At 63.0% G+C, this 25,002-nt stretch carries 25 protein-coding genes and 2 pseudogenes; 15 read left to right on the forward strand and 12 right to left on the reverse strand.

Translation table 11 applies throughout. The features are described from left to right. The first annotated feature begins 78 nt into the window (after positions 1 to 78). Genes GPT34_RS03650 through GPT34_RS03660 form a run of 3 tightly spaced genes read left to right on the forward strand, consistent with a single transcriptional unit; the run spans position 79 to position 2,780 of the window. The gene (locus GPT34_RS03650) at positions 79 to 1,329 is read left to right on the forward strand and encodes a patatin-like phospholipase family protein (protein WP_291009785.1); all 1,251 of its coding nucleotides are present in this window, start codon (positions 79 to 81) and stop codon (positions 1,327 to 1,329) included. Continuing rightward, positions 1,326 to 1,982 carry a TetR/AcrR family transcriptional regulator gene (locus GPT34_RS03655; protein ID WP_291009787.1) on the forward strand — a complete coding sequence of 219 codons (657 nt, stop codon included), beginning with the start codon at positions 1,326 to 1,328 and terminating at the stop codon, positions 1,980 to 1,982. The genes GPT34_RS03650 and GPT34_RS03655 overlap by 4 nt, the downstream gene beginning before the upstream one ends. 6 nt (positions 1,983 to 1,988) lie before the next feature. After that, a complete protein-coding gene (locus tag GPT34_RS03660) occupies positions 1,989 to 2,780 on the forward strand; it encodes a hypothetical protein (protein WP_291009788.1) in 792 nt (263 codons plus the stop codon). Between the two features lie 34 nt (positions 2,781 to 2,814). On the opposite strand, the gene GPT34_RS03665 is transcribed toward GPT34_RS03660, so the two are convergent. The 5 genes and pseudogenes from GPT34_RS03665 to GPT34_RS17730 all read right to left on the reverse strand — a co-directional run. Beyond that, entirely contained in the window at positions 2,815 to 3,927 is a 1,113-nt protein-coding gene (locus GPT34_RS03665) for a M14 family metallopeptidase (RefSeq protein WP_291009790.1), read from the reverse strand. 16 nt (positions 3,928 to 3,943) lie between these two features. Then, the gene (locus GPT34_RS03670) at positions 3,944 to 5,155 is read right to left on the reverse strand and encodes a M20 aminoacylase family protein (protein ID WP_291009792.1); all 1,212 of its coding nucleotides are present in this window, start codon (positions 5,153 to 5,155) and stop codon (positions 3,944 to 3,946) included. A gap of 105 nt (positions 5,156 to 5,260) precedes the next feature. After that, positions 5,261 to 5,458 carry a hypothetical protein gene (locus GPT34_RS03675; protein ID WP_291009794.1) on the reverse strand — a complete coding sequence of 66 codons (198 nt, stop codon included), beginning with the start codon at positions 5,456 to 5,458 and terminating at the stop codon, positions 5,261 to 5,263. A 22-nt stretch (positions 5,459 to 5,480) separates the two neighbouring features. Further along, positions 5,481 to 5,732 (reverse strand): hypothetical protein, encoded by a 252-nt coding sequence (locus GPT34_RS03680; RefSeq protein ID WP_291009795.1) that lies wholly within the window; start codon positions 5,730 to 5,732, stop codon positions 5,481 to 5,483. A 73-nt stretch (positions 5,733 to 5,805) separates the two neighbouring features. After that, positions 5,806 to 6,138 (reverse strand): annotated as a pseudogene (locus tag GPT34_RS17730) (ABC transporter substrate-binding protein); the annotation flags it as partial. A 279-nt stretch (positions 6,139 to 6,417) separates the two neighbouring features. On the opposite strand from GPT34_RS17730, the gene GPT34_RS03685 reads away from it, so the two are divergent. From GPT34_RS03685 to GPT34_RS03695, 3 genes are all read left to right on the forward strand, one after another. After that, positions 6,418 to 8,493: a molybdopterin oxidoreductase family protein gene (locus tag GPT34_RS03685; RefSeq protein ID WP_291009797.1), complete on the forward strand. Its 2,076-nt coding sequence runs from the start codon at positions 6,418 to 6,420 to the stop codon at positions 8,491 to 8,493. Positions 8,494 to 8,576: 83 nt separating this feature from the next. Beyond that, positions 8,577 to 9,677, forward strand: a complete 1,101-nt coding sequence (locus GPT34_RS03690; RefSeq protein ID WP_291009907.1) for an aminopeptidase — start codon at positions 8,577 to 8,579, stop codon at positions 9,675 to 9,677. 24 nt (positions 9,678 to 9,701) lie between these two features. Next, positions 9,702 to 10,022 (forward strand): polyhydroxyalkanoic acid system family protein, encoded by a 321-nt coding sequence (locus tag GPT34_RS03695; protein WP_291009799.1) that lies wholly within the window; start codon positions 9,702 to 9,704, stop codon positions 10,020 to 10,022. Between the two features lie 37 nt (positions 10,023 to 10,059). Here the strand turns inward: GPT34_RS03695 and GPT34_RS03700 are convergent, their stop codons facing one another. Then, positions 10,060 to 10,314, reverse strand: a complete 255-nt coding sequence (locus GPT34_RS03700) for an acyl-CoA-binding protein (protein ID WP_291009801.1) — start codon at positions 10,312 to 10,314, stop codon at positions 10,060 to 10,062. Between the two features lie 176 nt (positions 10,315 to 10,490). Here GPT34_RS03700 and GPT34_RS03705 point away from each other — a divergent pair, with 176 nt between their 5' ends. Beyond that, a complete protein-coding gene (locus tag GPT34_RS03705) occupies positions 10,491 to 12,062 on the forward strand; it encodes a wax ester/triacylglycerol synthase family O-acyltransferase (protein ID WP_363356165.1) in 1,572 nt (523 codons plus the stop codon). Positions 12,063 to 12,113: 51 nt separating this feature from the next. Here GPT34_RS03705 and GPT34_RS03710 read toward each other — a convergent pair whose 3' ends face one another. Both GPT34_RS03710 and GPT34_RS03715 read right to left on the reverse strand, forming a co-directional pair. Further along, complete coding sequence (locus tag GPT34_RS03710) at positions 12,114 to 12,875, reverse strand: type III pantothenate kinase (protein ID WP_291009803.1); 762 nt, start codon at positions 12,873 to 12,875, stop codon at positions 12,114 to 12,116. Between the two features lie 64 nt (positions 12,876 to 12,939). Further along, positions 12,940 to 13,608: a helix-turn-helix transcriptional regulator gene (locus GPT34_RS03715; protein WP_291009805.1), complete on the reverse strand. Its 669-nt coding sequence runs from the start codon at positions 13,606 to 13,608 to the stop codon at positions 12,940 to 12,942. Between the two features lie 719 nt (positions 13,609 to 14,327). On the opposite strand from GPT34_RS03715, the gene GPT34_RS03720 reads away from it, so the two are divergent. Both GPT34_RS03720 and GPT34_RS03725 read left to right on the forward strand, forming a co-directional pair. Further along, on the forward strand, positions 14,328 to 15,002 hold the full coding sequence (locus tag GPT34_RS03720) for a HAMP domain-containing sensor histidine kinase (protein WP_291009806.1): 675 nt from the start codon (positions 14,328 to 14,330) through the stop codon (positions 15,000 to 15,002). Positions 15,003 to 15,040: 38 nt separating this feature from the next. Then, positions 15,041 to 16,027 carry a response regulator gene (locus GPT34_RS03725; RefSeq protein WP_291009807.1) on the forward strand — a complete coding sequence of 329 codons (987 nt, stop codon included), beginning with the start codon at positions 15,041 to 15,043 and terminating at the stop codon, positions 16,025 to 16,027. On the opposite strand, the gene cqsA is transcribed toward GPT34_RS03725, so the two are convergent. The 4 genes and pseudogenes from cqsA to GPT34_RS03745 all read right to left on the reverse strand — a co-directional run bounded on the left by cqsA (position 16,015) and on the right by GPT34_RS03745 (position 18,841). Beyond that, positions 16,015 to 17,325, reverse strand: a complete 1,311-nt coding sequence (gene cqsA / locus GPT34_RS03730; protein WP_291009808.1) for an alpha-hydroxyketone-type quorum-sensing autoinducer synthase — start codon at positions 17,323 to 17,325, stop codon at positions 16,015 to 16,017. The two genes, GPT34_RS03725 and cqsA, sit on opposite strands and share 13 nt — an antisense overlap. Positions 17,326 to 17,465: 140 nt before the next feature. Further along, on the reverse strand, positions 17,466 to 17,876 hold the full coding sequence (locus GPT34_RS03735) for a rhodanese-like domain-containing protein (protein ID WP_291009911.1): 411 nt from the start codon (positions 17,874 to 17,876) through the stop codon (positions 17,466 to 17,468). 204 nt (positions 17,877 to 18,080) lie between these two features. Then, positions 18,081 to 18,581 (reverse strand): annotated as a pseudogene (locus GPT34_RS03740) (MBL fold metallo-hydrolase); the annotation flags it as partial. 17 nt (positions 18,582 to 18,598) lie between these two features. Next, positions 18,599 to 18,841: a metal-sensing transcriptional repressor gene (locus tag GPT34_RS03745; protein WP_291009809.1), complete on the reverse strand. Its 243-nt coding sequence runs from the start codon at positions 18,839 to 18,841 to the stop codon at positions 18,599 to 18,601. Between the two features lie 341 nt (positions 18,842 to 19,182). On the opposite strand from GPT34_RS03745, the gene GPT34_RS03750 reads away from it, so the two are divergent. The 6 genes from GPT34_RS03750 (at position 19,183) to GPT34_RS03775 (ending at position 24,996) form a co-directional block, all read left to right on the forward strand. Next, the gene (locus GPT34_RS03750; protein ID WP_291009810.1) at positions 19,183 to 20,346 is read left to right on the forward strand and encodes a TRAP transporter substrate-binding protein; all 1,164 of its coding nucleotides are present in this window, start codon (positions 19,183 to 19,185) and stop codon (positions 20,344 to 20,346) included. Positions 20,347 to 20,421: 75 nt separating this feature from the next. Further along, positions 20,422 to 20,997, forward strand: a complete 576-nt coding sequence (locus GPT34_RS03755) for a TRAP transporter small permease subunit (RefSeq protein ID WP_291009811.1) — start codon at positions 20,422 to 20,424, stop codon at positions 20,995 to 20,997. Then, positions 20,994 to 22,403, forward strand: a complete 1,410-nt coding sequence (locus GPT34_RS03760; RefSeq protein WP_291009812.1) for a TRAP transporter large permease subunit — start codon at positions 20,994 to 20,996, stop codon at positions 22,401 to 22,403. The genes GPT34_RS03755 and GPT34_RS03760 overlap by 4 nt, the downstream gene beginning before the upstream one ends. Next, a complete protein-coding gene (locus GPT34_RS03765) occupies positions 22,403 to 23,755 on the forward strand; it encodes an amidase (RefSeq protein ID WP_291009813.1) in 1,353 nt (450 codons plus the stop codon). The genes GPT34_RS03760 and GPT34_RS03765 overlap by 1 nt, the downstream gene beginning before the upstream one ends. Further along, entirely contained in the window at positions 23,752 to 23,925 is a 174-nt protein-coding gene (locus GPT34_RS03770; RefSeq protein WP_291009814.1) for a hypothetical protein, read from the forward strand. The genes GPT34_RS03765 and GPT34_RS03770 overlap by 4 nt, the downstream gene beginning before the upstream one ends. A 171-nt stretch (positions 23,926 to 24,096) precedes the next feature. Beyond that, on the forward strand, positions 24,097 to 24,996 hold the full coding sequence (locus GPT34_RS03775; protein ID WP_291009815.1) for a PPK2 family polyphosphate kinase: 900 nt from the start codon (positions 24,097 to 24,099) through the stop codon (positions 24,994 to 24,996). Positions 24,997 to 25,002: the final 6 nt, after the last annotated feature.

Here is a 25,002-nt window from a genome sequence, read left to right on the forward strand (position 1 = left end):
TGATGCCCCTTTTTTGCGCCTGCTGGAGATGGTGCAACGCAGCATCTCCAGCCCCTGTCGAGGTCTACACTCAATCGCATGAAGTCAGCCCGCTCCTCCACTGCCGCTTCAAAGACCCGACGCGCCCGGCCACCTCGCATCGCACTCGCCCTGGCCGGCGGCGGTCCGCTGGGTGCCATTTACGAAATCGGTGCGCTGTGCGCGCTCGAGGACTGCCTCACCGGCGTGAACTTCAACCGGCTCGATCACTACATTGGCGTGTCCGCCGGCGGGTTCATCGCGGCCGGCCTGGCCAACGGGCTGAGCCCGCGTCGTCTGAGCGACCTCTTCATCGACAACCAGGGACATGACGAACAATTCGACCCAGCCTGGTTGCTCAAACCGGCCTGGGGCGAGTTTGGCCGGCGGCTGCAGCGCTTGCCAGGGCTGCTGGTCAGCTCCCTCTGGTCCTGGGGCATGCGGGACCAATCGTTCACCCACGCCATGGAGCGTCTGGGTGCGATCCTGCCCACCGGGGTGCTGGACAACGAAAGCATGCACCGGCACATCGAACAACTGTTCAGCGCGGAAGGCCGCAGCAACGACTTCCGTCAGCTGCGTGCCCACCTCACGCTGGTGGCCACCGAGCTCGACACCGGCGAGGCCGCTCCTTTTGGTCGGCCAGGCTGGGACCATGTGCCGATCTCGCGCGCCATCCAGGCCAGTGCGGCGCTGCCCGGCCTGTTCTCGCCAGTGGAGATTGACGGCAAACATTACGTGGACGGCGCGCTGAAAAAAACGCTGCACGCCACGCAGGCGCTCGATGAAGGAGTGGACCTGTTGCTGTGCCTGAACCCGCTGGTGCCGTTCCAGGCCAGCCCTGGCCGTTTCGGGGGTAACCGCATTCCCTCGCTGGTCGAAGGTGGCCTGCCCGCGGTGATGAGCCAGACCTTCCGCTCCATGATCCATTCGCGCCTGGCACTGGGCTTCAAGCACTACGAGCGCGACTACCCCAACACCGACATCGTGCTCATCGAGCCCGACCAGCGCGACGCCGAAATGTTCTTCGCCAACACCTTCAGCTACCGGCAGCGCCGTGAGATGGCCGAACACGCTTACCAGCAGACGCGCCAACTGCTGCGCCTGAGACTGGCCACGCTGGGCACGACGCTGGCGGACCATGGCATTGGCATCGACCTCCATGTACTCAACGACCGCCAGCGCCACCTGCTGCCACCGCTGAAGCCGAGGCGCCAGCGCCCCGCCAGCGCGGCCATCGACCGACTACACGCCACGCTGGACGAACTGCAGCAGCGCCTGCCCGCTGGGCAGCCCCAGGTCACTGCATGACGCGCAAAGCCCCGCGCCGCACCGCCGAGCGCATCCTGGAGGTGACGCTAGAGCTGTTCAACCGCTTCGGCGAGCCCAATGTGTCGACCACCCTGATCTCTGCCGAGCTGGGCATCAGCCCCGGCAACCTCTACTACCACTATCCGGCCAAAGACGAGCTGATCAACTCGCTTTTTGAACGCTACGAGCGCGCGCTGAACGAGCTTTTGGTTGCGGCCGACGGCGTGCGCAATGTCGAGGACGCCTGGTTTTTCCTGCACTCGCAGTTCGAGATCGTCTGGCAATACCGCTTCCTCTACCGGGACCTCAACGACCTGCTGTCCAAGAACCGGTTGCTGGAAACCCATTTCCAGGCCGTGCTCAAGAACAAGACCCGCGCGGTGCGCGCGATGCTGGCGGGCATGAGCCGTGCTGGAGCGGTGGACATCGATGCGCGTGAGGTCGAGCCCACCGCCAACTGCATGGTGGTGGTGCTGACCTACTGGCTGAGTTTCGAATACGTGCGCGACCCGCGGCATGCGCTGGAGCCCGAAAACGCAGAAATGGCGCTCATGCGGGGCGCCCAGCACGTGCTTAACCTGCTGGCGCCCTACCTGGAAGTCGGCCAGCGACAGCACCTGCTGCAGATCACGGGCGCCTACCAGCACGACTGACCCGCCATGTCGCCCTCCTACGCGCCATTGCCCTGGGCTCCTTGCCCCTGCCCGCCCGCCGAGCCCTTCACCGCCGAGACTCTCACGGCGCAATGGCAGCGTCTGCACATTGGCGATGCCGAACCTCTGCCGGCTGAGCTTGCGGTGCTGGAGGCCTGGGTGCGGTTTCACAACGGTGACTTCGAAGGTGCTACCCGCGCTGGTCTCGCCCTGGGCGCGCAGGGCATCACTGTGGCCAACAAGGCCACCTGCATGCACGCGCGCTACGTCGAGCCCAGGGAGCCGCAGCGCCTGGCCTTGTGGCTCGAAGCCGCCGAACGCGCCCGGGTCCTGCAGCTCAGCGAACCGCAAAACGCGGCCGCATGGTATTGGCAGGGCTATGCGCTGGGTCGCTACAGCCAGGGCATCAGCGTGGCCAAGGCGCTGGCAAAGGGCCTGGGCAGCCAGGTGCAGCAGGCGCTGCAGGCCACCATCGACCGCGAGCCCCGCCATGCCGATGCACACCTGGCGCTGGCCAACTTCCACGCCGAGGTGATTGATCAGGTGGGCGAGCTCATTGGCGGCATGACGCATGGCGCGCGCAAGCAGACGGGTCTTGACCTCTACCAGCGCGCCATGGCGCTCAATCCGGATTCAGCGATCACGCTGGCCGAGGTAGCCAATGGGCTGGTGATGCTGGAGGGGCAGAAGGCGACCGAGCAGGCCGCGCGCCTGCTCCAGCAAGCCACCGCGTTCCAGCCACGGGACGCGATGGAGCGGCTTTACGTCGAATCCGCTCGCATGGCCCTCGACAGCTGAGCGTCTCACCGACCCCAACTCTTTTGCACAGCCCTTAGCCCGGGCTGACCCGCCCGCTCAGGCCGTCCACCGCCTGGAACAGCGACTGCCGCGCCTGCGCCACGACTTGCACACGCCACTCGTCAGTGTCCACATAAAACGCGTCCTTCATCTGCTGGCGGATGGCGTCGCGCAGGGCGTCTGGCGCTTCGCGGTGCCCATTCAGCCAGTGATCGGCGCGCAGGGCCTGCAACACATCGTGAAACGGCAGCGTGCCGTATTCCATGGCGATGCCGGTGTACTCGGCCTGCCGACATTCGTCGAATACCGAGCACCACATCAGACCGGTGAGCAGGGCCGAGGAAGACGAGCCGTCGTAAATCGAGGTCACCGGCGTCTGGCCGGCACCGCCCCACCAGGCCCGCGATCGGTCCAGGGCGGCGGGATCGTTGCGGCTGGCAAAAATGCGCTCGCCCAGACCGCTGGGGCCCAGGCCGGTGTGCAGATCGATCCAGCCGATGCGGTGCGCGCGCTGGCCGTGGGTGCGCAGCACCTGGCGCAGCGTGGTGTTGCTCCAGCTCGGCGCGGTACCGCCAAAAAACAGCCCGTCCGAAAAGGCGTATTGGCCGCCAGACACCGCGGTCTGGAAGCGGGCCTGGCCATGTTGCGCTATCCAGACCTCAATGGCAGCAGCATTGTCCGGGCCCGGTGGCCATTCGGCAGGCAGCAGCAGGTCGTGCAGCTCGGCGTAGTCGGCGTTGACCGGCAGTGCCTGGCTGAAGTCCTGGAAGTTGCGGTTCAGGTCCACGTTTTCGTTCGTGACACGGCGCAGCCAGGAGAACCCATATGGGTTGAGCGCATGGATGTAGAGCACCGCTACGCCCGCAGCCCGGGCGTGCTCGCGCCACTCAGCGTCGTGCGCGGCAAACACCTGCACACCGCTGCCGCAAAAACCCTCAGCGCCATGGCAGGCGCTGCTGACGATGAGCAGGCGCTCGGCGTCGGGTGAGCCGTCGAGCGCGACGTCCATCGCTAGGGTCTCGCCCTCGCGCCCCGGCAGCGGGTGGTTGTGGCTTCGGATGGCCATGCCTGCGACTGCAGCGCCTTCGAGAAAGCACACGCGGGCGCGGGCATAGCTGCCCGCAAAGGCTTCGCTGGGCTTGATCATGGATGGGGCGTCGCCGTCAGGCGGTGGCGCGGGGCTCGGCGAACCACTGTTCGGCCAGCCGCACCCAGAAAGTTGCGCCCAGCGGGATCAGGTCGTCATTGAAGTCGTAGCTGGGGTTGTGCAGCATGCAAGGGCCGCCGCCGTGCCCCATTTCCCGGTGATCACCATCTCCGTTGGCAATGAACGCGTAGCAGCCCGGGCGCTCCTGCAGCATGTAGGCAAAGTCTTCGGCGCCCATGGTCGGCTCCTGATCCACCACCTGCGCCTCGCCCACGATGTCCACCAGCACGCGCTTAACGAATTGGGTCTCGGCCGCGTGGTTGACGGTGGGCGGGTAATTGCGCTTGAACTGGAACTCGCAGGTCGCGCCAAACGCCGCACAGGTATGCTGCGCGATCTCGCCCATGCGGCGCTCGATCATGTCCAGCACCTCCAGCGTGAAGGTGCGTACCGTGCCCTGGATCTCGCAGACATCGGGCACCACGTTGGTCGCCTCGCCGGTGTGGATCATGGTGACAGAGATCACGCCCGCATCCACCGGCTTCTTGTTGCGCGTGATGATGGTCTGAAAGGCCTGCACCATCTGGCAGGCCACCGGCACCGGGTCGATACCGTTGTGGGGCAGCGCAGCGTGCGAACCTTTGCCGTGGATAACGATGCGGAATTCGTTGCTGGACGCCATCACTGGGCCGCTGCTGGCGGCAAACGTGCCCACCGGCATACCCGGCCAGTTGTGCACGCCAAATACCGCTTCCATCGAAAATTTTTCGAACAGCCCGTCCTTGATCATCTCGCGTGCGCCACCGCCGCCCTCTTCGGCGGGCTGGAAGATTAAATAGACCGTGCCATCAAAATTGCGGTGTTTCGCGAGGTGCTGAGCAGCAGCCAGCAGCATGGCCGTGTGACCGTCATGTCCACAGGCGTGCATCTTGCCGGCATGCTGGCTGGCGTGGGCGAAGGTGTTGTGCTCCTGCATGGGCAGCGCGTCCATGTCGGCGCGCAGGCCGATGGCCCGGCCGTTCTTGCCGCCATCCCGGCCATGCACGACACCCACCACGCCGGTGGTGCCCATGCCGCGGTGCATCTCGATGCCCCACTCAGCCAGCTTGCCAGCCACCACATCGGCAGTGCGCACCTCTTGATAGCATAGTTCGGGATGAGCATGGATGTCGCGCCGAACGGCGGCTATGCCCGCTGCCTGGGTGAGGATGGAATCGATCAGTTTCATGACGGCGCTCCCGCGGGGTCGTGGCTCCAGACCCGTTCAAAACCGTCATGTTACCCACTCGACAGAACCTGCACAGCCCGCGCGGGTGCAACCTGTCGCCCAGGCTCACCGTCGCACGCGGCCGCCCTCGGTCAGCAAGGTGAGCTCGACAAAGCCCGATCCGGTGTTCTTGCGAGGGCCGAATTCGAGGACAAACCCGCCCAGATTCACGTTGCGCATGCCTTGCACCGCAGCCAGAAAGCCCTCGCGCGCAAGCGTCCGGCCGGCGCGCCGCAGGGTTTCAGTGGAGTTCTTGGCGGCCACACAGCCTTCCATGCCAGAGTAATTAGCTGACCGCCACGCCGCGTGCCATCGCTCCCAGCTCGTCGCTCAGCGCCTGGGTGCCCACGAGGGACACGTTGTAAAAGTTGCCGGCATAGCCCTTCGCCCGTGCCAGGCGGATGAAGGTGGCGCAGGCCTTGTAGGCGCCGATCTGAACCATGGCCTCGGACTTGGCGGCCGGAATTCTCTGAATCGCTGGCACCACCTCGTTGGTGCTGCGCTCCACCTTTCCGGTGGCTGCGGGCGCCAGGTTCAACGGCTTGAGCGCACGCGATCGCCCTCCAGCCCCGCCTTCCGCAGGCGTCGTTCTGGCAGAACAACGCGATGCGCTTAATGCCGGCCGAGGTAACCTGGCGCACGATGGACGCGGCCTCGTCGAAGTACGAAGCCCCCACATAGAGGGCGTAAGGGTTGAACGGATCGCGCAAGGTCTCGGTGCCGGTGAACGGCGCGAAGAGAGGCAAGCGGGCCTCGGTGGCCAGCGACAGGGCCGCCAGGCTGGTGGGTGGGTCCACGTAACCAAAGAGCGCAAACGCCGCGTCGGTAATGAACTGCCGAGTATTGGCGGCGCAGCGCTCGGCCTCGTAACCGTCGTCCAGCCGCTGCAGCTCCGTGCGCCGGCCATTGATCCCGCCTTGCGCATTGATCGCCTCGAAGTGCATCTGGGCGCCCAGATGGAATGCAGGCCGAGCTGCGCAGAGCCGCGGGTGAACGTGCCGACTGGCCAAGCACCACCGCCTTGTCGCTCACGCCCACGATCCGGGCCTGCGCGGACGCCGACTACAGGCCCGCGGCCGAACCCCCACACCAAGCGCTCAAGCCAGCCAGTACCCGTCGACGTTGCATCATGGGCTCTCCTGATATCCTGCGTTGAAACCTGTATCGTGCCGCATCAACGGCCGGCCACGGCCTCGCAAAGGCCAGGACAAACCCTCCACCACATGATGCCCGATCCGACCTCCGGCAACGAACAGCCGACCAAGCCGACAACGACCACCATCCGAGGCGCCTGCCCGCACGACTGCCCCGACACCTGCGCCTTGCTGACCACCGTGCAAGACGGCGTGGCTATTCGCGTGCAGGGCAATCCGGATCACCGCCCCACCGATGGCGCCCTGTGCACCAAGGTCTCGCGCTACACCGAGCGCAGCTACCACTCCGAACGCATTCTGCAGCCGCTAAAGCGCATCGGCCCCAAAGGCAGCGGGCAGTTTCAACCAGTCACCTGGGACGCGGCACTAGACGAGATCGTGACCCGGCTGCAAACCATCGCCGCACGCGATCCACAGGCCATCCTGCCCTACAGCTACGCCGGCACCATGGGGCTGGTGCAGGCCGAGGGCATGGCCGCGCGCTTTTTTCACCGGCTCGGGGCCTCGCACCTGGAGCGCACCATCTGCTCGGCCGCGGGTGGCGAAGGGCTGATGACCACCCTGGGCGCCAAGGTGGGCATGAAGGTGGAACACTTTGCCGAATCGCAGCTGATCCTGATCTGGGGCAGCAACTCCATCGCCAGCAACCTGCATTTCTGGCGCCTGGCCCAGCAGGCCAAGCGCGACGGTGCTCGCCTGGTCTGCATCGACCCGCGCCGCACCGAAACCGCCGACAAGTGCCACGACCACGTCGCCCTGCGACCCGGCACCGACGCCGCCCTGGCGCTGGCGCTGATGCACGAGCTCATCACGCACGACTGGCTCGACCACGACTACATCGAGCGCCACACCCTGGGCTGGGCCGCGCTGCGCGAGCGCGCGCTGCTGTGGCCGCCCGAGCGCGCCGCCGATGTCTGTGGCGTGCCGGCGCAGCAGATCATCGACCTGGCGCGCGCCTACGGCACCACCCAGCCCGCCGCGATTCGCCTCAACTACGGCATGCAGCGCGTGCGCGGCGGCGGCAATGCTGCCAGGGCCATCGCATGCCTGCCGGCGCTGGTGGGCGCCTGGCGCCACCGTGCCGGCGGACTGCTGCTCTCGTCGTCCGGCCATTTCCCCATCGACCGCGCCGCCCTGCACCGGCCCGACCTGCTGGCTGGCCGCACGCCGCGCATGATCAACATGAGCACCATCGGCGACGACCTGCTGCGCGAAGCCTCGCCCGAGTTTGGACCGAAGATCAAAGCCCTTATCGTCTACAACAGCAACCCGGTGGCGGTGGCGCCCGACTCAGGGCAGGTGGTGCGGGGCTTTGAGCGGGAAGATCTGTTCACCGTCGTGCTCGAGCACTTCCAGACCGACACCGCCGACCACGCGGACATCATCCTGCCCGCCACCACTCAGCTGGAACACTGGGACATCCACGCCAGCTACGGCCACACCGATGTTCTGCTCAACCGCCCGGCGATCGCACCCCAGGGCCAGGCGCGCAGCAACGCCGCCATCTTCCGCGACTTGGCCGCGCGCATGGGCTTCACCGAGCCCTGCTTTCAGGATGGCGATGAGGCCCTGTGCCGCATCGCCTTCGGCGATCGAGTCGATTTCCAGACCCTGCTCGATCAGGGCTATGCCACCCTGCCTCTGCCCGATGCGCCATTTGCCGAAGGCGGGTTCCCCACACCCTCAGGCCACTGCGAGTTCGCAAGTAGCCGGCTCGCCGCGCAGGGGCTGGACCCGCTGCCCGACCACCTGCCCAACCACGAGCTCGCCGGCAGCCAGAGCGCATATCCGCTGGCCATGATCTCGCCGCCGGCACGCAACTTCCTCAATTCCAGCTTCGTCAACGTGAAGAGCCTGCGCGACATCGAGGGCGAACCGCTGCTGGAGATGTGCGCGGACGATGCCGCCGCACGCAGCATCCAGAGTGGCGAAGTGGTGCGCGTGTTCAACAGCCGGGGCGAGCACCGTTGCAAAGCGAAGGTATCGTCCCGTGCCCGCCCCGGCGTGGTCAACGGCCTGGGCATCTGGTGGCGCAAACTAGGACTGGACGGTACCAACGTGAACCAGCTCACCAGCCAGCGCCTGACCGATCTGGGGCACGGACCGGTGTTTTACGATTGTCTGGTCGAAGTCGAAAAATTATGACCCCCCCTGCGCCGCTTCACGTCTCCCCCCCCTGCTGGGGGGAAAGCACTCTTGGCCCCGCGAAGCAGGTTACTCGGCGCGTGCTGAGCATCGCAGCGGCAGCGATTCTCCTGGTGGGCTGCGCCAGCCCCACGTCTAGCGTTGGCTACTACTGGCAATCGGCCAGCGGCCACCTACACCTGATCCGCGCGGCGCGCCCGGTGCAAGACTGGCTGCAGGACGATCAGGCTCCGGCCGCGCTTAAGACCAAGCTCGCCGTGTCGCAGCGCATCCGCAGCTTTGCGGTCAGCGAGCTGTCTCTTCCCGACAATGCCAGCTACCGGCGCTACGCCGACCTCGGCCGCCGGGCCGCGGTCTACAACGTGGTGGCCGCGCCTGCCTTGTCGCTCACGCTTCAGACCTGGTGCTTCCCGGTGGTGGGCTGCGTGGGTTACCGCGGCTACTTCGACGAAGCCAACGCCAAGACCTTCGCCGACAGCCTAGCCGCCTCGCTCGAAGTGGCGGTCTACCCTGTGCCGGCCTATTCCACGCTGGGCTGGACCAACTGGATCGGCGGTGACCCGCTGCTCAACACCTTCATCGGCTACCCGGAAGGCGAACTGGCGCGGCTGGTGTTTCACGAGCTGGCGCACCAGGTGCTGTACGTGAAGGACGACACCCAGTTCAACGAATCGTTTGCCACTGCGGTCGAGCGCCTGGGCGGCGAACGCTGGCTGGCACGCGAAGCCAGCCCGACCGCCCGCACTGAATACGCGGTGTTCGATGCACGAAGGCGGGAGTTCCAGGCCCTCACCCGTTCGGTGCGCGAGCAGCTGCAGGAGGTCTATGCGCACAGCGCCTGGAGCGATGCCGAGAAGCTGCAACGCAAGACGATCGTGATGGACGATTTCCGCGCGGCCTACGCTGCACTCAGGACGAGCTGGGGTGGCTACCCCGGCTTCGACGCCTGGGTGGCGCGGGCCAACAACGCCAGCTTTGGTGCGCAGGCAGCCTACGACGATCTTGTACCCGGCTTTCTCGCCCTGTTCGAGCGCGAGGGTCAGGACTTCAACCGGTTTTATGATGCGGTTCGTGCGCTGGGTGAGCAGCCCCGCGAGCGGCGCACGGCGGCCCTGCAACAACTGGGCAGGCAGACCCGATTGGCCGAACAGACGAGCGCTCCCCCAAGCCCAACACTTCGCTGATCTTCATCCCGACACAGGATATCCATGGCCGACATTCACATCCGACGCAACCACCAGCTGGGTCTCGCCGGCGCTCGCAAGATCGCGTGGCAGTGGGCCGAGCAGGCCGAAGGCGAGTTCGGCATGAGTTGCACCTACGAAGAAGGCGGTGACTGCGATGAGGTTTGCTTCACCCGCAGCGGGGTCGAAGGCACGCTCACCGTCTCGGCCGATCACTTCGAGCTCGACGCCAAGCTCGGTTTCCTGCTCGGTGCGTTCAAGGAGCGCATCGAATCGGAGATCGTGAAAAACCTTGATGAGTTGCTCGCCGCGAAAAAGCCCGCAGCGCGCAAGAAAAAAACCTGAGAGATCCGGCGCAGCAGCCACCGCGCCGCGCCCTGACTCAGCTCAGCGACTGTATGAGGTCCACGTACTGCTGCATCGCGTCGTCCTTCGACGTGCCTTTGCAGCTGCTCCAGGCATCCCACTTGGCGCGGCCCACCATGTCGCCAAAACCGGGCTTCTTGTCGGCGTTGTCGCCCGCGGTGGCCTGCTTGTACAGGCCGTAGATCTTCAGCAGCGTCGCGTTGTCGGGGCGCTCGCTGAGATTTTTGGAACCGGCCACGGCGGCCTCGAAACGCGTCTTCAGATCGGACATAAGGGTCTCCTGCAGAATGGAACAAGGGCCTAGCGTGCCACGCAACCGGCATCAGGGCTCGCCCGGTATCTTACGTGCTGAGGTCGCGGCACAATAGGCCGCTCACCCCAAGTCAGAAGCCTCATCCTTGCTGCACCACACCGTGGCGCCCTGGTGCGGAGGCCACAGGAGACAACATGGTCCAGCGCATCGCCCCCGCCCACGGCACCCCATCGGCGCACGCCCGGCCTGCCACCCGCAAGCGGTCCGGCCAGACCGCGCCAGCGGCCAAGGCCCGTGCGGCCACGCCGAAGCTGGTGAGCGCGCTGGGCCTGGAAGGCGAGCGCATGAGCAAGGTAGACACCGCCTGGCTGCGCATGGACTCAGAGACTAACCTGATGATGATCGTGGGCATCTGGGTGCTGCGCCCTGGTGTATCGCTGCAGGACCTGCAGCAGCGCGTGCAGGAGCGCTTGTTGCCCTACCGCCGTTTTGTGCAGATCGCCCGGCAAGACGCCGCCGGCGCCCACTGGATCGACGACCCCGACTTCGACATCACCCGCCATGTGGTCACCGGTACGCTGCAGCGCGGACGCGGGCAGACCGAGCAGGAGGCCCTGCAGGCCCGCGTGGCCCACCTCGCGACGCAGTCGCTCGACCACGAACATCCGCTCTGGTGTTTTGAGCTGATCGAGCACTACGACGGTGGCTCAGCCCTGATCGCGCGCATCCACCACTGCATCGGCGACGGCATCGCCCTAATCAGCGTCATGATGAGCTTGGTGGATGGCGGCAACCTGCCGCCGCAGCGCAAGAAGCGCACACGCAAGGCCGGCATGGAAGCGGCCGAAGACTGGGTCGCCGACATGCTGATCCGCCCGCTGGGGGACCTGACGGCGCGCGCACTCGAAGTGGCTGGCGGCGGCGCGGCGCGATCGTTCTCGATGATGGCGTCTCCCCAGCAAGGGCTAAACGACACCCTGGGGGGCGCGATGGATCTGGCGCGCATGGGCGGACAGCTGGCCAGTGATCTGGGCGCGCTCGCGCTCATGCCCGATGACTCGACCACCCGCCTCAAAGGTCAGCCCGGCGGCACCAAACGCGTAGCCTGGTGTGAGCCGCTGCCGCTCGACGAGGTCAAGGCAATTGGCAAGGCGCTGAACTGCTCGATCAACGATGTGCTCCTGAGCTGCGTGGCCGGCGCCATTGGCGCCTACCTGCGCGAGATGGGTGACGACACCGACGGTCAGGAAATTCGCGCCATGGTGCCGATCAATCTGCGGCCCATGGAAGACGCCTGGAAACTGGGCAACCGCTTTGGGCTGGTGCCGCTGGTGCTGCCGATCGGGCTGGACAACCCGATCGAGCGCGTGTTCGCGGTGCGCGCGCGTATGAACGCGCTCAAAGGCAGCCTGCAGCCGCTGCTGACCTTTGGTCTGCTGTCGGTTGCCGGCCTGCTGATCAAACCGGCGCAGGACGCCTTGCTCAGCCTGTTCGCCAAGAAGACCACTGCGGTGATGACCAATGTGCCGGGCCCGGCCACCAAGCTCAAGCTCTGTGGCGCTACGCTCGAGCAAAACATGTTCTGGGTGCCGCAGAGCGGCACCGTCGGCCTGGGTGTGTCCATCCTGAGCTACGGCGGCGGCGTGCAGTTCGGCGTGATCGCCGACACAGCCATGTGCCCCGAGCCCCAGCGCATCATCGATCAGTTCGCACCCGAATTCGAGCGGCTGCTGATGGTGACGTTGATGCTGCCCTGGGAAGATTAGTATCCCCCTGCGCCGCCCGCGGCGTCACCACCCGGGGGCGGCGCAGGGGGGTCAGATTCTCTTGCTGGCCACTTCCAGCAGTCCATCAAAAATCAAACTGTCCACGAGTTCGACCGGGTTGGACATGCTGGGGGCCATTTTCCAGCCGGCACCGCCGGTCATGTAGACCACGGGTTCGTCGCCGCAGTGGCGGCGCAGGTTGTCAACCATGCGCTGCACCGCGCCTGAGATGGCGAAGGTGCCGCCGCTGGTGAGCGCGTCGCTGGTGTTGGTAGGGAAATCGCGCACGTCACCCGTGGGCACATGCAGGCCTGCGGTGCCGGATTCAAGCGCTCGCAGCATGATGCCGTGACCGGGCAGGATGATGCCGCCCAGGAAATGACCCTCGGTGTCGATGGCCTCGACCGTCACGGCCGTGCCCACCATCACCACCACGCACGGCCGTGCTGGGCCCTGGGCCAGCAGGCGCTGGCGGGCGCCGATCATGGCGACCCAGCGGTCCGAGCCCAGCCGAGCCGGGTGGTCGTAGCCGTTGGTCAGGCCGGCCTCGTTCTGGCTGGAGACCACCCACTGCGGGTTCACATCCCACAGCTCCAGCTGCTCCTGGACCCGGCGTTTGACCGCATCGCCGGCGACGACACAGCCCACGACCCAGCGCGGCGCGTCCAGCGCCTGCCAGTCGCCTTCGGCCAGGGTTTCGATGTTTTCGAGGAATTGCGCGCCGTGGGCAATCAAGCGGGCGCCCACCTTCGGAGCGTCGTAAACAGCCCACTTCAGTCGGGTGTTTCCAACGTCCAGTGCCAAAAATGTCATGCGCGCATTATCACCACGCCACCGCGCTCACCCTGCCGCAGTGCAGCATGGGCGCCTCTGCGAGTCAGATCAGGCCGATCCAGCAGGCTCGCTGCACCGCCGCGAGCTTGTTGTCGGTCTTCAGTTTGGACATGGCATTGGCCAGGTGGTAGTTGACCGTGCGCTCCGAGCAGTCCATGCGGGCGGCCGTCTCGCGCGCCGTGAGGCCCTCAAAGGCCAGGTTGAGGCTTTCCTGTTCCCTAGGGCTCAGGCTCACGCGCTGCTCGGCGATCGCGCGACGCAGCATGGGCCAAATATTGTAGGCCGACCAAGCGAGCGTCGCAGCCTCGGCGCGGTGAGCGAACGCACGCGCACTGAACATGAAGCATTCGAAGGCACGACCAGCCGGCAAGCTGAACGCGACCCGAACCAAGGTCTGATGGCCATGCGCAAGCCACAGCAGTCGCCAGCGGCTGGCCGTTTCGAAAGAGGACTTGGAAATCTCCTGCCACGCCACCAGCGGCGCATCACTTTCGCGCCAGGCAGTACCGAAGTCTTTGCTTTCCGCCAGGGCCTGGGCCGCACCGAGCAGCCGGGGCGGATGAACGGCCAGCACTTCGCGGTCGTCCCGGTCGCCCAGCGGGTTGGGGCCCAGCACCACCACCGACTCAACACCTTGGTCGCTCAGCGCAGCGACCCAGTCCGCGAGCAGCGCATCAACACCCAGATTGTCAAAGTTGACAGGCAGTGTCATGACCGTTACACCTCAATACACGCACAATTGCCACTTCGCTCAAGCCTTCGGCGCAAGTGGGTAGGAGTTGTCGTTGGAAGGAGTACATGGTGCCTTTGGACAGGTTGTGGTTCCACGGCGTGCGAACCCGCTTAGTAGGTTGGTTCAAAGACGAGATTCTGGACGCACCTTTTGAGCCCATTTTGCACCCTTCTGCCGCTCGGCTTAGGTGGACGGGATTAGCCCTGTTCGCCGGGAATCTGTTCTTCTTCTTGGCGTGGTCTCACTGGATGGAACAACCGTTCGAGAGTGCGTTGGCACGAACCGTCCTGGCTTTAAGTGGTTCGGTCTTTTTTCTCCGCATAGTTACCCGAGATTTGGGTTCGACCCTCAGCGTTTGGCTCTTCTCGGCGATTTGCTTGCTGAGCATGCCCGTGTTCTTTTTCTGGATGTATTGGATGAACCATGGCAACCCAGTATGGCTTTCCAGCGTCTGTGCGATGTTGTTGATCTATTACAACCTGACCGACTGGCGACTGGCGACCCTCGGCAGCATTGTTGGGTTGTTGGTAGGTTGGGTCTTGCATACGTTGTTGGTAGGGTCTCTCGAGACGCCATCTCCACCTCCCGAAAATGTGCTCGCAGTCGGCTTTGCGTGGGGCTCAGCGATTCTCCTTGGGCTGTCAAGTGCCAATCTGAGACGCACCAGACTTATCAGCACGCTGAGCACGATGGCCGTGATGGCGCATGAACTGCGCACGCCGCTGGCCACCGTGAACCTGATGGGCGACGTGCTGCGCACGCTGGCGCGAAACGACGTGCCCGAAGGCAAACGCAAGAAGATCGACGAACTGTCCACCCGCCTGCAAAACCTAGTGCGCAGCATGAACCGGCAGATCGACACCCAGATTTCCAACGCACAGCTGCTGCGCCTGCCTCGCGAGAAGTCGCCAGTGATGGCGGGCGATCTGGTGAGCGAGGTGATCAACAACTACCCCTACCGGTCCACTCGCGAGCGCGACTGCGTGCGCCTGCACATCCAGGAAGACTTCTGTTTCGTAGCCTCGCGGCCGCTTTTCATGCAGGTGGTGGCCAACCTGCTCAAGAACGCCCTGCACTCGCTGGCCTCGGCCAGCAGCGCGCCCAACCCGGGCGACCTGCGCATCGACGTCGGTATCCACCGCGGGAAGGGACGCATCGCGGTGTCGGATGACGGCGTGGGTATTCCGACCGAGCAGCAGTCCCGCATCTTTGAACCCTTTTTCTCCACGCAGGCGGGCGCAGGCAATGGCCTGGGCCTGACGTTCTGCAAGAACGTGGTGGAGTCCGTGAACGGCACCATCAGCGTGCACTCCGTACCCACCATGGGCGCGGTTTTCATGGTCGACCTGCCGCTGCAAAAAGACGCTCACTGAGCGCGCCGGCAACCAGACCCGACCCGACCCATCTCCCCATGGCACTGACCCTCTCCCTTTTTCACCGACCCGGCAGCGTGCTGTTCCTGGACGACGACGCCGAGTACCTCGACATGCTGGGCATGGTAATCCCGGCTCACTGGCAGGTCGAGCTGTACTCGCGGCCCGCGGCCTTTGCCCGCCGCATGCGCGACGAGCCGGCGCGCTGGGAAGCCGACGCCGCGGCCCAGTTGCACATGATCGACCGCTGGCGCCAAGGTCAGCCCCTGCTGCCCCAGGTGCTGCGCTACTGGGCCAACCACCCGAAGCGCCACCAGCTGGCCAAGACCTGCGTGGTCGACTACGCAATGCCGGGTACCAACGGCTTGCAGGTGCTTGAGACGCTGATCGACTGGCCCGGCACGCGCGTACTGCTAACCGGCCAGGCCGACGAGCAGGTCGCGGTCCAGGCATTCAACCAGGGCCTGATCGATCAGTTCGTGCCCAAACAGGCGCGCGACATCACCCGCCTGCTGCTTGGTGCCCTGCGCAAGCTGGGCTATGCACCGCATCCGAGGCTCAACACCATGTGGCGCGCCACGCTGCGGCCGGCTCAGCAGTCCATGCTGCAAATCCCGTCGGTCGCGCAGGCGCTCCAAGCCTACGCCGAGAAGCACTGGGTCGAGTACGTCGTGCTGGACCAACCGTTTGGCCTGCTGGGTATGGACGTTGAAGGGCGCTGCCACTGGCTTCAGCTAGAGGCAATGTCCAGCCTGAGCGACTTGGCCGAACTGGCCAGCTCGGCCGGGCTGGGGCTCGACGCGGTGCGGGCCGTGGAACGGGGCCAGCGGCTCGCGGCCATCGAGCTACACCAGCACCTCGGACTGCAGGGTGCGATCCGCACCGCGCCGTCCATGTCCATGGGCGATGACGACACGCTGCGCGCAGCGCTCTTCACCCTGGCCCCGGAAGATCTGTCAGCACCGATCTACCCCTACCGCCACTTTCTGGAGGCGCAGGGCGAGCGGGCCATTCAGGACGATTGAGCGGCGCTAGCGCGGGCGCGTCTGGCGATCGGCCATTCCCAAGGCTTGACCAACGGCGCGATCTCGCGGGCAACGAGCGCCACATGGGCAAGCTCCGAGTCCGTTAAAGACGAATCCAAGGTCAAACGAACAATGGTTCTGTTACTGGTAGTGGCTGGCGCACAAAATACGGCGCCAAAAACTTTTCGCTCCTCCAAACAATCGCGCAGCACCATGGTGTCAGATTCGGTCCCGGACTCCAGAGCAATGATCTGTTCGGTTCCTTGATGAACCGGGTAGCCCAGATCGGAGAACGACTGTCTCATGACCTTCGAGACATGGTGCAGCCGCTGTCGCTCCGAGTCGCAACCTTGAATTACATCCAAGGTTGCATTGAGCGCCGCCACTTCGTGTGGCAACAAGCAAGAACTGAAGATGTTCTGGAAGCTGGTACTCAAAATGTAGTTTCGCAAGCCAGTAGGGATGTTGAAGAATCCTGCGCGTCCTGCAAAGGCCTTGGCCAGGCTCGCGGTGATGAAGTGAACCCTGTGCGACAAGCCCAATGCCTTGCACAGCCCGGCCCCACCAGGCCCATGTGTTCCCAGGGAGTGCGACTCGTCAACCAATATCATGCAGCCCGCCGACTCCGCAATCTCCACCATTTCAACCAAGGGACATACCGCACCAGTGGTGCTGTAAACAGAGTCAACAATTACAAGACCTACTCCGTGCTTGCGAACTAGGCGCTGCAGGTGGTTCATGTCGTTGTGTCGGAATGGGTGGAGATGCGCCCCACCGCGCTTGGCACCTTCCCACAAGGACGCGTGCGCGAGCATATCGATGTAAACCGGCGTCTGTTCGTCGGTGATGCACTGCAAGAGTCCGACGTTAGCCGAGTAGCCCGACTGGCACAGGATTCCATCTTCTTTGCCGATCCATTGGGCCATTTTTTTTTCAAAGGCTCGTACCGGATGGGTTTCCAGCAGGAAGCATCCCGACTGGATGACAAACTCGGCGTCCTCCCGGATTGCGGCTGTTTGGGCAGCCACAATTTGAGGATGCCCCGTAAGGCTCAGGTAGTCGTTTCCGTTCAAGCGCACCGCATTGGGCCCCGGATCAAGTCCATGTACCAAGGATCGACCACCCCATGCACCATTCCAACGCTGGACGAAATCGCGTTCAATGCGATCACACAAGTGCGAGGTCATGGCGGGGTCGACCAGCGTGGGGCCCCTGACCAGCTCGAGCGTTTCCATGAAGACCTCCTCAATTGGATGAATAAAACTCCATTGAAGAAAGGAATCCGTGAAAAATTGCACGGGCCCTGTCAGCCTTAGCAGGGTGTGTGAGCCTTAGTATTTAATTTCCGTGCCAGCTTGCCGATAACGCGCCTCCAAAACAACGTTTCCGTGAAATAGCGCACAGGTGCTTGCCAGAAGCCAAAAAGTGCGCTGCAGTCTCAGTTCTGCCGCCAAGGCAGGCCAAGATGCCGCCATCCACCCAGCTTGCCGCGCTGTGCTTGGGCATCAGGATCCCCTTCAAAACCGCCAAGGATGTTGTACGCCTCCAGGCCCAGTTCGGTGGCGCGTTTGGCCGCTGCGATCGAGCGCACGCCGCTTCGGCACATCAGCACCAGTTTCTTGTCGCCGGCCGCTGCCGCGCAGATCTGCTCGTCAAATGCCGGGTTCAAGGCCATGCCCGGCCATTGCTTCCAGGCCAACGGCACCGCTCCGGGCACAAAGCCCACCCACTCGCGCTCCGCATCGGTGCGCACGTCGACCAGCACCGCCTCACCGGCCTGTACCCACTGCCAAGCCAGCGGCGCCGACACGTCGCCGGCGTAGCCGCCCTGCACCGGGCTTGGCTGCATCAGCAGCGCGCCGTCCAGATCGTGGCGCAGGCCCGAGGTGAGGTTGGCGGGCACGGCTTCATCGATGCGTCGCGGTTTGGGCAGGTTCAGCGCCGCCATGATGGCGACGAACTCGGCTTCGCTCTTTCCTGCCACGCGCGCATTGCCGGTTTTCTCCTGGCCAATGGTGGAGTGCGTGCGCCCCTGGTAGTCGTGTCCGGGCCAGACGGTGGTGTCGTCCGGGAGTGCAAACAAGATCTGCGTGATGCTGTGGAAAAGCGCTTGGGCGCTACCCGATTGAAAGTCAGTGCGCCCACAGCCGTTGATAAGCAGCGTGTCCCCGGTGAACACGTGATTGCGCCAGACGAAACTCATGCTGCCCTCGGTGTGACCAGGCGTGTGCAGCGCCTTCAACACCTCGCCACCAAAGCTCAGCGTCTCGCCGTGCTGCAGTTGCACGCCAGCGGTGCCGATGCCGCAGCCCACCGGAGCCGCGGTGCGCGCACCTGCCAACTCAGCGAGCTTACCCGCGCTGGTGATGTGGTCGGCATGCGCGTGGGTCTCCACCGTCCACACCAGCTTGAGTCCGTATTCGCGCAGCGTGGCCAGGTCGCGCTCGATCTGCTCGTCGACCGGATCGATGATCAGCGCCTCGCGGGTGGCCTGGTCGAACAGCACGTAGGTGTAGGTGCTGGAGGCGGGATCAAACAGCTGGATGGGTTTCATGTTGGCTCCGGGTCGGGTCAGGAAAATCGGGCGAGCAGATCGGCCACATCATCGGCCGGCACATCGCCCTGTGCGATCACACAGCCGACCAGGCTGAAAAAGGTCTTGTCCAGCGCCTTGCGCGCTGCGGCCAGTTGCTGGGCCACCTTTTCACAGTCGGCATCGGACTCAATGAGTTTTTGAATTCCTCGCAACTGGCCCTCGGCGCGCTTGAGACGCAACACGATGGACTTCTTGCGGGCGGCGTCGTGAATGATCATGGCAGCGTTCGGGATAGGCGTACTTTCGGGGCCCCGGCGACAGGCCATCGCATACCACCGGGGGTGTAAGGCGATTTTCACCCGATTCGCCAGGACCCGTGAACCCAGAGCAGAAGACTGTTTGGCCGAACGCTTTGCATATATACAACAAGGCTAAAAAAACATTTATCACGAGATTTCGTCAATTTTCCTTGTAAATCAGGCGCTTAGGTCGCCTGTGGGAAGTGCGGACCGGGAAAACCCGAGCACGCAAAACCTGGCTTGGCCGCGACCATTGAGGGGACCCTGTCGGGATATCGACCTCCGTACCGGGGCACCTAAGCAACATCACAGGAGACACAATGACCCAAGTTCACGAAGACGCTCAATCCCAGGCCAGCGAGGCTCCTGTCGGAAACCGCCGCCGCTTCTTTGGCAAAGCGGCCTCTGCCGTCGTGGCAGCCCCCCTCATTGGCGCACCCATGATTGCCGTCGCACAGGCCCCAGTGGTGTTTAAGATGCAAGGGTCCTGGGGTCCCAACGACATCTTCAGCGAAATGGCGCAGCAATACGTCTCGCGCGTGAATGAGATGTCCGGTGGCCGACTGAAAATCGAGTACCTGCCTGCAGGTGCCGTGGTCAAGCCTTTCGAGATCATCGACGCCGTGAGCAAAGGCGTGCTTGACGGCGGTCATCACGTATCGGGTTACTGGTACGGCAAGTCCAAAGTGGCTTCCTTGTTCGGCACTGGCCCAGTGAGCGGCGCCACTCCCGAAATTGGGCTGAGCTGGATTCAGGCAGGCGGCGGTCAACAGTTGTGGGACAAGCTGGTGGCCAAGATGAACCTGAACGTGGTGGGTTTCTTCTCCTTCCCTATGCCTTCCCAGCCTTTGGGTTGGTTCAAACAGGCCCCGCCCAAGAAAGCGACCGATCTGAAGGGCTTCAAGTACCGCACCATTGGCCTTGCTGCCGACATGTTGCAAGAAATGGGCATGGCTGTGGCCCAGCTGCCCGGCGGTGAAATCGTGCCTGCCATGCAGCGTGGCGTGATCGACGCGTTCGAATTCAACAACCCCACTTCAGACATGCGTTTTGGTGCACAAGACGTGGCCAAGTTCTATTCCATGGGCTCCTTTCACCAGGCCCAGGAATTCTTCGAGATCATTTTTAACAAGGACAAGTACAACGCCTTGCCTGCGGACCTCAAAGCCATTCTGAAGTACGCAGCCGAAGCGGCTTCGACCGCATCAACGGCCCTGGCTCACGAGAACTACTCGAAAGATTTGCAGGAGTTGATCGTCAAGCACAAGGTCCAAGTGTCGCGCACCTCCGCTGACGTCTACCAGGGTCAACTGGCCGCCTGGGACAAAGTGACGGCCAAGCTGGAGAAAGAAGTCGACATGTTCAAAGAAGTGAACGACTCCTTCAAAGCTTGGTCACGCCGTGTGGGGTTCTACCACTTCACCAACGAAGCCAATTACAAAATGGCTTTTGAGCACGTGCAGAAAACCAAGCTGCCAGCCTGACGACTGGCACACACCTCAAGGCTGTCGGACCTGGTTCCGGCAGCCTTTGTTTTTGTTGGAAAAGAGGCAGATCGCATGGAACTCTGGATTCGCAGGATCGATATATTGAGCAAGTCGATCGGACATGCTTTTTCGTGGTGCGTGCTGATATTGACCGCATCCACCTGTTACGAGGTGTTCATGCGCTACGTGCTCAACAGTCCCACCGCCTGGGCTTTTGACATGAGCTACATGATGTATGGCGCTTTGTTCATGATGTCTGGCGCCTACGCTGTGTCGCGCAACTCACATGTGCGCGGCGACTTCCTCTACCGTAAATGGTCCAACCGCACGCAGGCGAAAGTCGACCTAGTCTTGTATCTGGTGTTCTATTTCCCGGCCATTTTTGCGATGGTTTTCACCGGTGGCCAGTACGCCTTCGAAAGCGCGCGAATTTTGGAGTCCAGTGTGAACAGCCCTGCCGGGGTGCCTGTGTGGCCCTTGAAGATGGTCATATTTGTTGCTGGTCTGACCTTGTTGATCGCTGGCGTGGCCGAGTTGATGCGCTGCCTGGTGTGCATCCGCACCGGTGAGTGGTTATCGCGAAGCGGCGATGTCGAAGAACTCGACAAAGTCCTGATCCAACAGCACTCCGAGAAAGCCACGTCATGAGCGACCCCATCATTGCCCTCTTCATGCTGGGCATCTTCATATTTTTCATTTTTCTGGGATTTCCCATCGCCTTCACCTTGATGGCCATGGGTATCAGCTTTGGCTTTTACGCCTACTTCACGCCCGACCAGCTGATCTGGGACAACCGCATCCTCTACCTCTTCACGCAAAACACCTTCAGCGTGATGAACAACGATGTGCTGATATCGATACCCCTGTTCTTATTCATGGGCTACATCATCGAGCGGGCAAACATCCTGGACAAACTTTTCCTGAGCCTGCAGGTGGGTTTGCGTTTTTTGCCAGGCTCAATGGCTGTGGCAGCCTTGGTGACATGCGCACTTTTTGCTACAGCCACCGGCATCGTGGGTGCGGTGGTGACCCTGATGGGCTTGATTGCCTTGCCGCCCATGCTCAAGGCCGGCTATGACCAGAAGCTGGCGAGTGGCGTCATCACCGCAGGCGGCACCCTGGGCATCTTGATTCCACCCTCGATCTTGCTCATCGTGTACGCGGCCACGGCCAGCGTCTCGGTGGTCAAGTTGTATGCCGCAGCCATCATCCCTGGCTTCACGCTGGCTGGCCTGTACCTGATCTACATCATTGTGCGCGCCACCCTGAACCCCTCTTTGTGCCCCAAACCCAAAGACGTGGATCACTACACGGTTTGGCAAAGTGCGCTGATGGTGCTCAAAGCGTTCGTGCCCTTGGCGGCGCTGATCATGGCGGTGCTGGGCTCCATTCTGTTTGGCCTGGCCACCCCAAGCGAAGCTGCAGCGATGGGCGCCCTGGGCGGTATCGTTCTGGCCGTTGTTTACCGAGCATTCACCTGGCAGCGGCTGCGCGAGTCGGTGTACCTCACGGCTCGCACTTCGGCCATGGTGTGTTTCCTGTTCGTGGGTGCAGCCACCTTTGCGTCGGTGTTCTCGTATTTGGGTGGTGAGCATGTGGTCAAGGACTTCATGCTCGCCCTGAATCTTTCTCCCGTACAGTTTCTTTTGCTGTCGCAGTTGCTGATTTTTATTCTCGGCTGGCCCCTGGAGTGGAGCGAGATCATCATCATCTTCGTGCCCATCTTCCTGCCACTGCTGCCTTTGTATGGTATCGACCCGATCCTGTTCGGCATCCTGATAGCCATCAACCTGCAAACGTCTTTCCTGACGCCGCCGATGGCGATGTCAGCCTATTATTTGAAAGGGGTTGCACCCAAAAGTCTGCATCTGGTGACCATCTTCAAGGGGTGTCTGCCGTTTGTCGGCATGGTGCTGTTCACTCTGGCCATGACCTATGTCTACCCGGCCATGGTGACCTATTTGCCGGATCAGTTCTTCAACCAGGCGGTGGAAATCGAAAGAGATCCCAACGATGCGTCCATCGTCAACCCTGATTTCTTCAAAGTTGATTGATGACTGAACGCACAAGAAACGTCTCTGAACTCACTGCTTTGGAAATCCGGGAGCATCTGCTCAGCGGTCAGGAGACGGTGGAGGAGTTCACGGCCAAACTCGGGCGCTTCGCCGATGCGGCGGACCAAGCTGTCAAGGCCTTCGCACACCGCGATGACCGCGTGGTGGCCCTGCAAGCCGACCACCTGCAGCGGGAGCGCACCGCAGGCCACCTGCCTGGACCGCTTTACGGTGTGCCAGTCGGCATCAAGGACATCATCGACACCACCGATTTCCCGACCGAGTACGGCAGCCCAATCCATGCCGGTCGCTATTCTGTGGGAGATGCCACCGTGGTGTCTCGCTTGCGTGCGGCAGGAGCAGTGATTTTCGGAAAGACGGTGACCACCGAGTTTGCGACCTCGCAACCTGGCCCCACACGCAACCCACACAACTTGGACCACACCCCTGGCGGTTCTTCCAGCGGTTCGGCGGCCGCCGTCGCCGCGGGCATGGTGCCTGTGGCTTTGGGCACGCAGACCAACGGCTCCGTCATCCGGCCCGCTTCGTTTTGTGGGGTGTACGCGTTCAAGCCTTCGCGCGGTCTGTTACCGCGCACAGGGGTACTTGATCAGTCGCCATCGCTCGACGAGATCGGTGTCTTCGCACGCAACCTTGAAGACATTGCAAAAATCACCGAAATCATGTCGGGCGACGATGGCCACGATCCGGCCAGCGCACGCCAGTCGCCACGACTTCTCTACGATGTGGCGATTTCAGAGCCGCCTCTGAAGCCAAAATTCTGTTTCGTCAAAACCCCTTGGTGGGACGACGTGGAGCCCGAGGCGCGTGAGGCCTACGAGGCTTTTGTGGATCATCTGGATGATTGCGTCGAATATGTTCAGCTGCCCGATATCGTAAAAAAGGCGGCCCCCTGGCTGACCACCATCAATGAGGTCGAACTCGGCGTGTGCCTGCAGCAAGAGTGGAACCACAGCCGGGAGCTGCTGAGCGAGACCTTGCGCGCACGGGTTGAAAAATCCATGGCCATTTCGGGCACCGAGTACCTGATCGCCAAAGACCGCATGATCCACGTCATGAGTGCGTTCGATGAGTACTTCGCCTCTTACGATGCAATTTTGTGTCCGGCAGCATTGGGCACAGCGCCGCACGGTCTGGCATCCACCGGCAACCCGATCATGCAGACCGCGTGGAGCTTTGCCGGACTGCCCAGCGTCAATTTGCCACTGCTGAACCTGTCGAATGGATTGCCGCTGGGCGTTCAGGCGGTAGGCTCGTACCGGAATGACGGCCGGCTGCTGCGCTCCTCCCGCTGGTTGGTGTCTGAGTTTTTCAACAGGAACATGTCATGAAGCCACTTCAACGTGCCACGGGCCTCATTGGTCTGATCTTGATGGCCGCATTTCTGGTGCCCTACATCATGAAGCTGCCGCAACTCGACATCACCATCATTCTGCTGGGAGGCTTGGCTTTGGCGGTCTATGATTACCTTTCAAGCGGCAAGGATGAAGAGTCTCGCTGATTTCACCGATCGGTGATTGGAGCCGCCCGCGCGGCAATACGACATAGGGGCTGTTGGCTCCACCACCTTTGGCAAGGTCACAAAGGAGGAGAAAAGCGCTACTATTGACGTTTACGTAAACGTCAATTGGCGACGCGCCTGATGGGGTGCATCGCAGCAACAAGGAACGCCATGGCCAGCTTCAGCGACGTCGTCCTGCCCTTTCCGTCGTCGACCCTGCATGCAGGCAAAGGCAGCCTGTGGCGCGAATGGCAAGTCGGCGAGAGCTCGCCGGACAACGACAAGAAAAACGGCAACCGGGTGTCGCTGGCCAAGTTCAAGACCGACGCCAAGCCCTACTCCATCGGCAACAAGTCCGAGGACACAGCAGCGGTCGACGCCCTCGCTCAGGAGATCGACGGTCTGCAGAACCTCTTCTTCGCCGATGGTCGTTTCAAGATGCTGGTGGTGCTGCAAGGCACCGACACCTCCGGCAAAGACGGCACGGTTCGCGGCGTGTTTGCGCGCACCAGTCCGCTGGGCGTGCACACCGTGGGCTGGAAGGCGCCGACCGAGACCGAACGCGCTCACGACTTTCTCTGGCGCATCCACCAGCGGGTACCGGGCGCCGGCCAGATCATGGTGTTCAACCGCAGCCACTATGAAGACGTGCTGGTGCCGGTGGTCAATGGCTGGATCACAACCGAGCAGACGCGCCAGCGCTATCAGCACATCAACGAGTTTGAACAGCTACTGGCTGCCAGCGGCACCGTGATCCTCAAGTGCATGCTGCACATCAGCAAGGAAGAGCAGCGCGAACGCCTGCAAGACCGCATCGACGACCCGGCCAAACACTGGAAATTCAGCATGGGCGATATCGAGGTGCGCAAGCAGTGGGACGACTACCAGCGCGCCTACGAAGACCTGCTGGGCGCCACCAGCACACCCTGGGCACCGTGGACCGTGGTGCCCGCCGACACCAAGACCCACCGCAACCTCATGATCGCCACCCTGGTGCGCGATACGCTGAAGGCACTGGACCTGCGCTTCCCGCCGCAAGACCCTGCCCATGCAGGTCTGCGCATTGAATAACCCCTT

This window comes from Hydrogenophaga sp. (genome assembly GCF_011390835.1).
GTDB lineage: Bacteria > Pseudomonadota > Gammaproteobacteria > Burkholderiales > Burkholderiaceae_C > Hydrogenophaga.

Excerpts from the sequence above, each read along its gene's own strand:
- GPT34_RS03735 (WP_291009911.1), bottom strand. The coding sequence starts at position 17,876 with ATGCAGCCAAGCCCGGTGCAGGGCGGCTACGCCGGCGACGTGTCGGCG.
- GPT34_RS03660 (WP_291009788.1), top strand. The coding sequence starts at position 1,989 with ATGTCGCCCTCCTACGCGCCATTGCCCTGGGCTCCTTGCCCCTGCCCG.
- GPT34_RS03705 (WP_363356165.1), top strand. The coding sequence starts at position 10,491 with ATGGTCCAGCGCATCGCCCCCGCCCACGGCACCCCATCGGCGCACGCC.
- GPT34_RS03715 (WP_291009805.1), bottom strand. The coding sequence starts at position 13,608 with ATGACACTGCCTGTCAACTTTGACAATCTGGGTGTTGATGCGCTGCTC.
- GPT34_RS03750 (WP_291009810.1), top strand. The coding sequence starts at position 19,183 with ATGACCCAAGTTCACGAAGACGCTCAATCCCAGGCCAGCGAGGCTCCT.
- GPT34_RS03745 (WP_291009809.1), bottom strand. The coding sequence starts at position 18,841 with ATGATCATTCACGACGCCGCCCGCAAGAAGTCCATCGTGTTGCGTCTC.
- GPT34_RS03650 (WP_291009785.1), top strand. The coding sequence starts at position 79 with ATGAAGTCAGCCCGCTCCTCCACTGCCGCTTCAAAGACCCGACGCGCC.
- GPT34_RS03775 (WP_291009815.1), top strand. The coding sequence starts at position 24,097 with ATGGCCAGCTTCAGCGACGTCGTCCTGCCCTTTCCGTCGTCGACCCTG.
- GPT34_RS03765 (WP_291009813.1), top strand. The coding sequence starts at position 22,403 with ATGACTGAACGCACAAGAAACGTCTCTGAACTCACTGCTTTGGAAATC.
- GPT34_RS03695 (WP_291009799.1), top strand. The coding sequence starts at position 9,702 with ATGGCCGACATTCACATCCGACGCAACCACCAGCTGGGTCTCGCCGGC.
- GPT34_RS03725 (WP_291009807.1), top strand. The coding sequence starts at position 15,041 with ATGGCACTGACCCTCTCCCTTTTTCACCGACCCGGCAGCGTGCTGTTC.
- GPT34_RS03760 (WP_291009812.1), top strand. The coding sequence starts at position 20,994 with ATGAGCGACCCCATCATTGCCCTCTTCATGCTGGGCATCTTCATATTT.
- GPT34_RS03665 (WP_291009790.1), bottom strand. The coding sequence starts at position 3,927 with ATGATCAAGCCCAGCGAAGCCTTTGCGGGCAGCTATGCCCGCGCCCGC.
- GPT34_RS03655 (WP_291009787.1), top strand. The coding sequence starts at position 1,326 with ATGACGCGCAAAGCCCCGCGCCGCACCGCCGAGCGCATCCTGGAGGTG.
- GPT34_RS03755 (WP_291009811.1), top strand. The coding sequence starts at position 20,422 with ATGGAACTCTGGATTCGCAGGATCGATATATTGAGCAAGTCGATCGGA.
- GPT34_RS03720 (WP_291009806.1), top strand. The coding sequence starts at position 14,328 with ATGGCGCATGAACTGCGCACGCCGCTGGCCACCGTGAACCTGATGGGC.
- GPT34_RS03710 (WP_291009803.1), bottom strand. The coding sequence starts at position 12,875 with ATGACATTTTTGGCACTGGACGTTGGAAACACCCGACTGAAGTGGGCT.
- GPT34_RS03770 (WP_291009814.1), top strand. The coding sequence starts at position 23,752 with ATGAAGCCACTTCAACGTGCCACGGGCCTCATTGGTCTGATCTTGATG.
- GPT34_RS03685 (WP_291009797.1), top strand. The coding sequence starts at position 6,418 with ATGATGCCCGATCCGACCTCCGGCAACGAACAGCCGACCAAGCCGACA.
- GPT34_RS03670 (WP_291009792.1), bottom strand. The coding sequence starts at position 5,155 with ATGAAACTGATCGATTCCATCCTCACCCAGGCAGCGGGCATAGCCGCC.
- GPT34_RS03700 (WP_291009801.1), bottom strand. The coding sequence starts at position 10,314 with ATGTCCGATCTGAAGACGCGTTTCGAGGCCGCCGTGGCCGGTTCCAAA.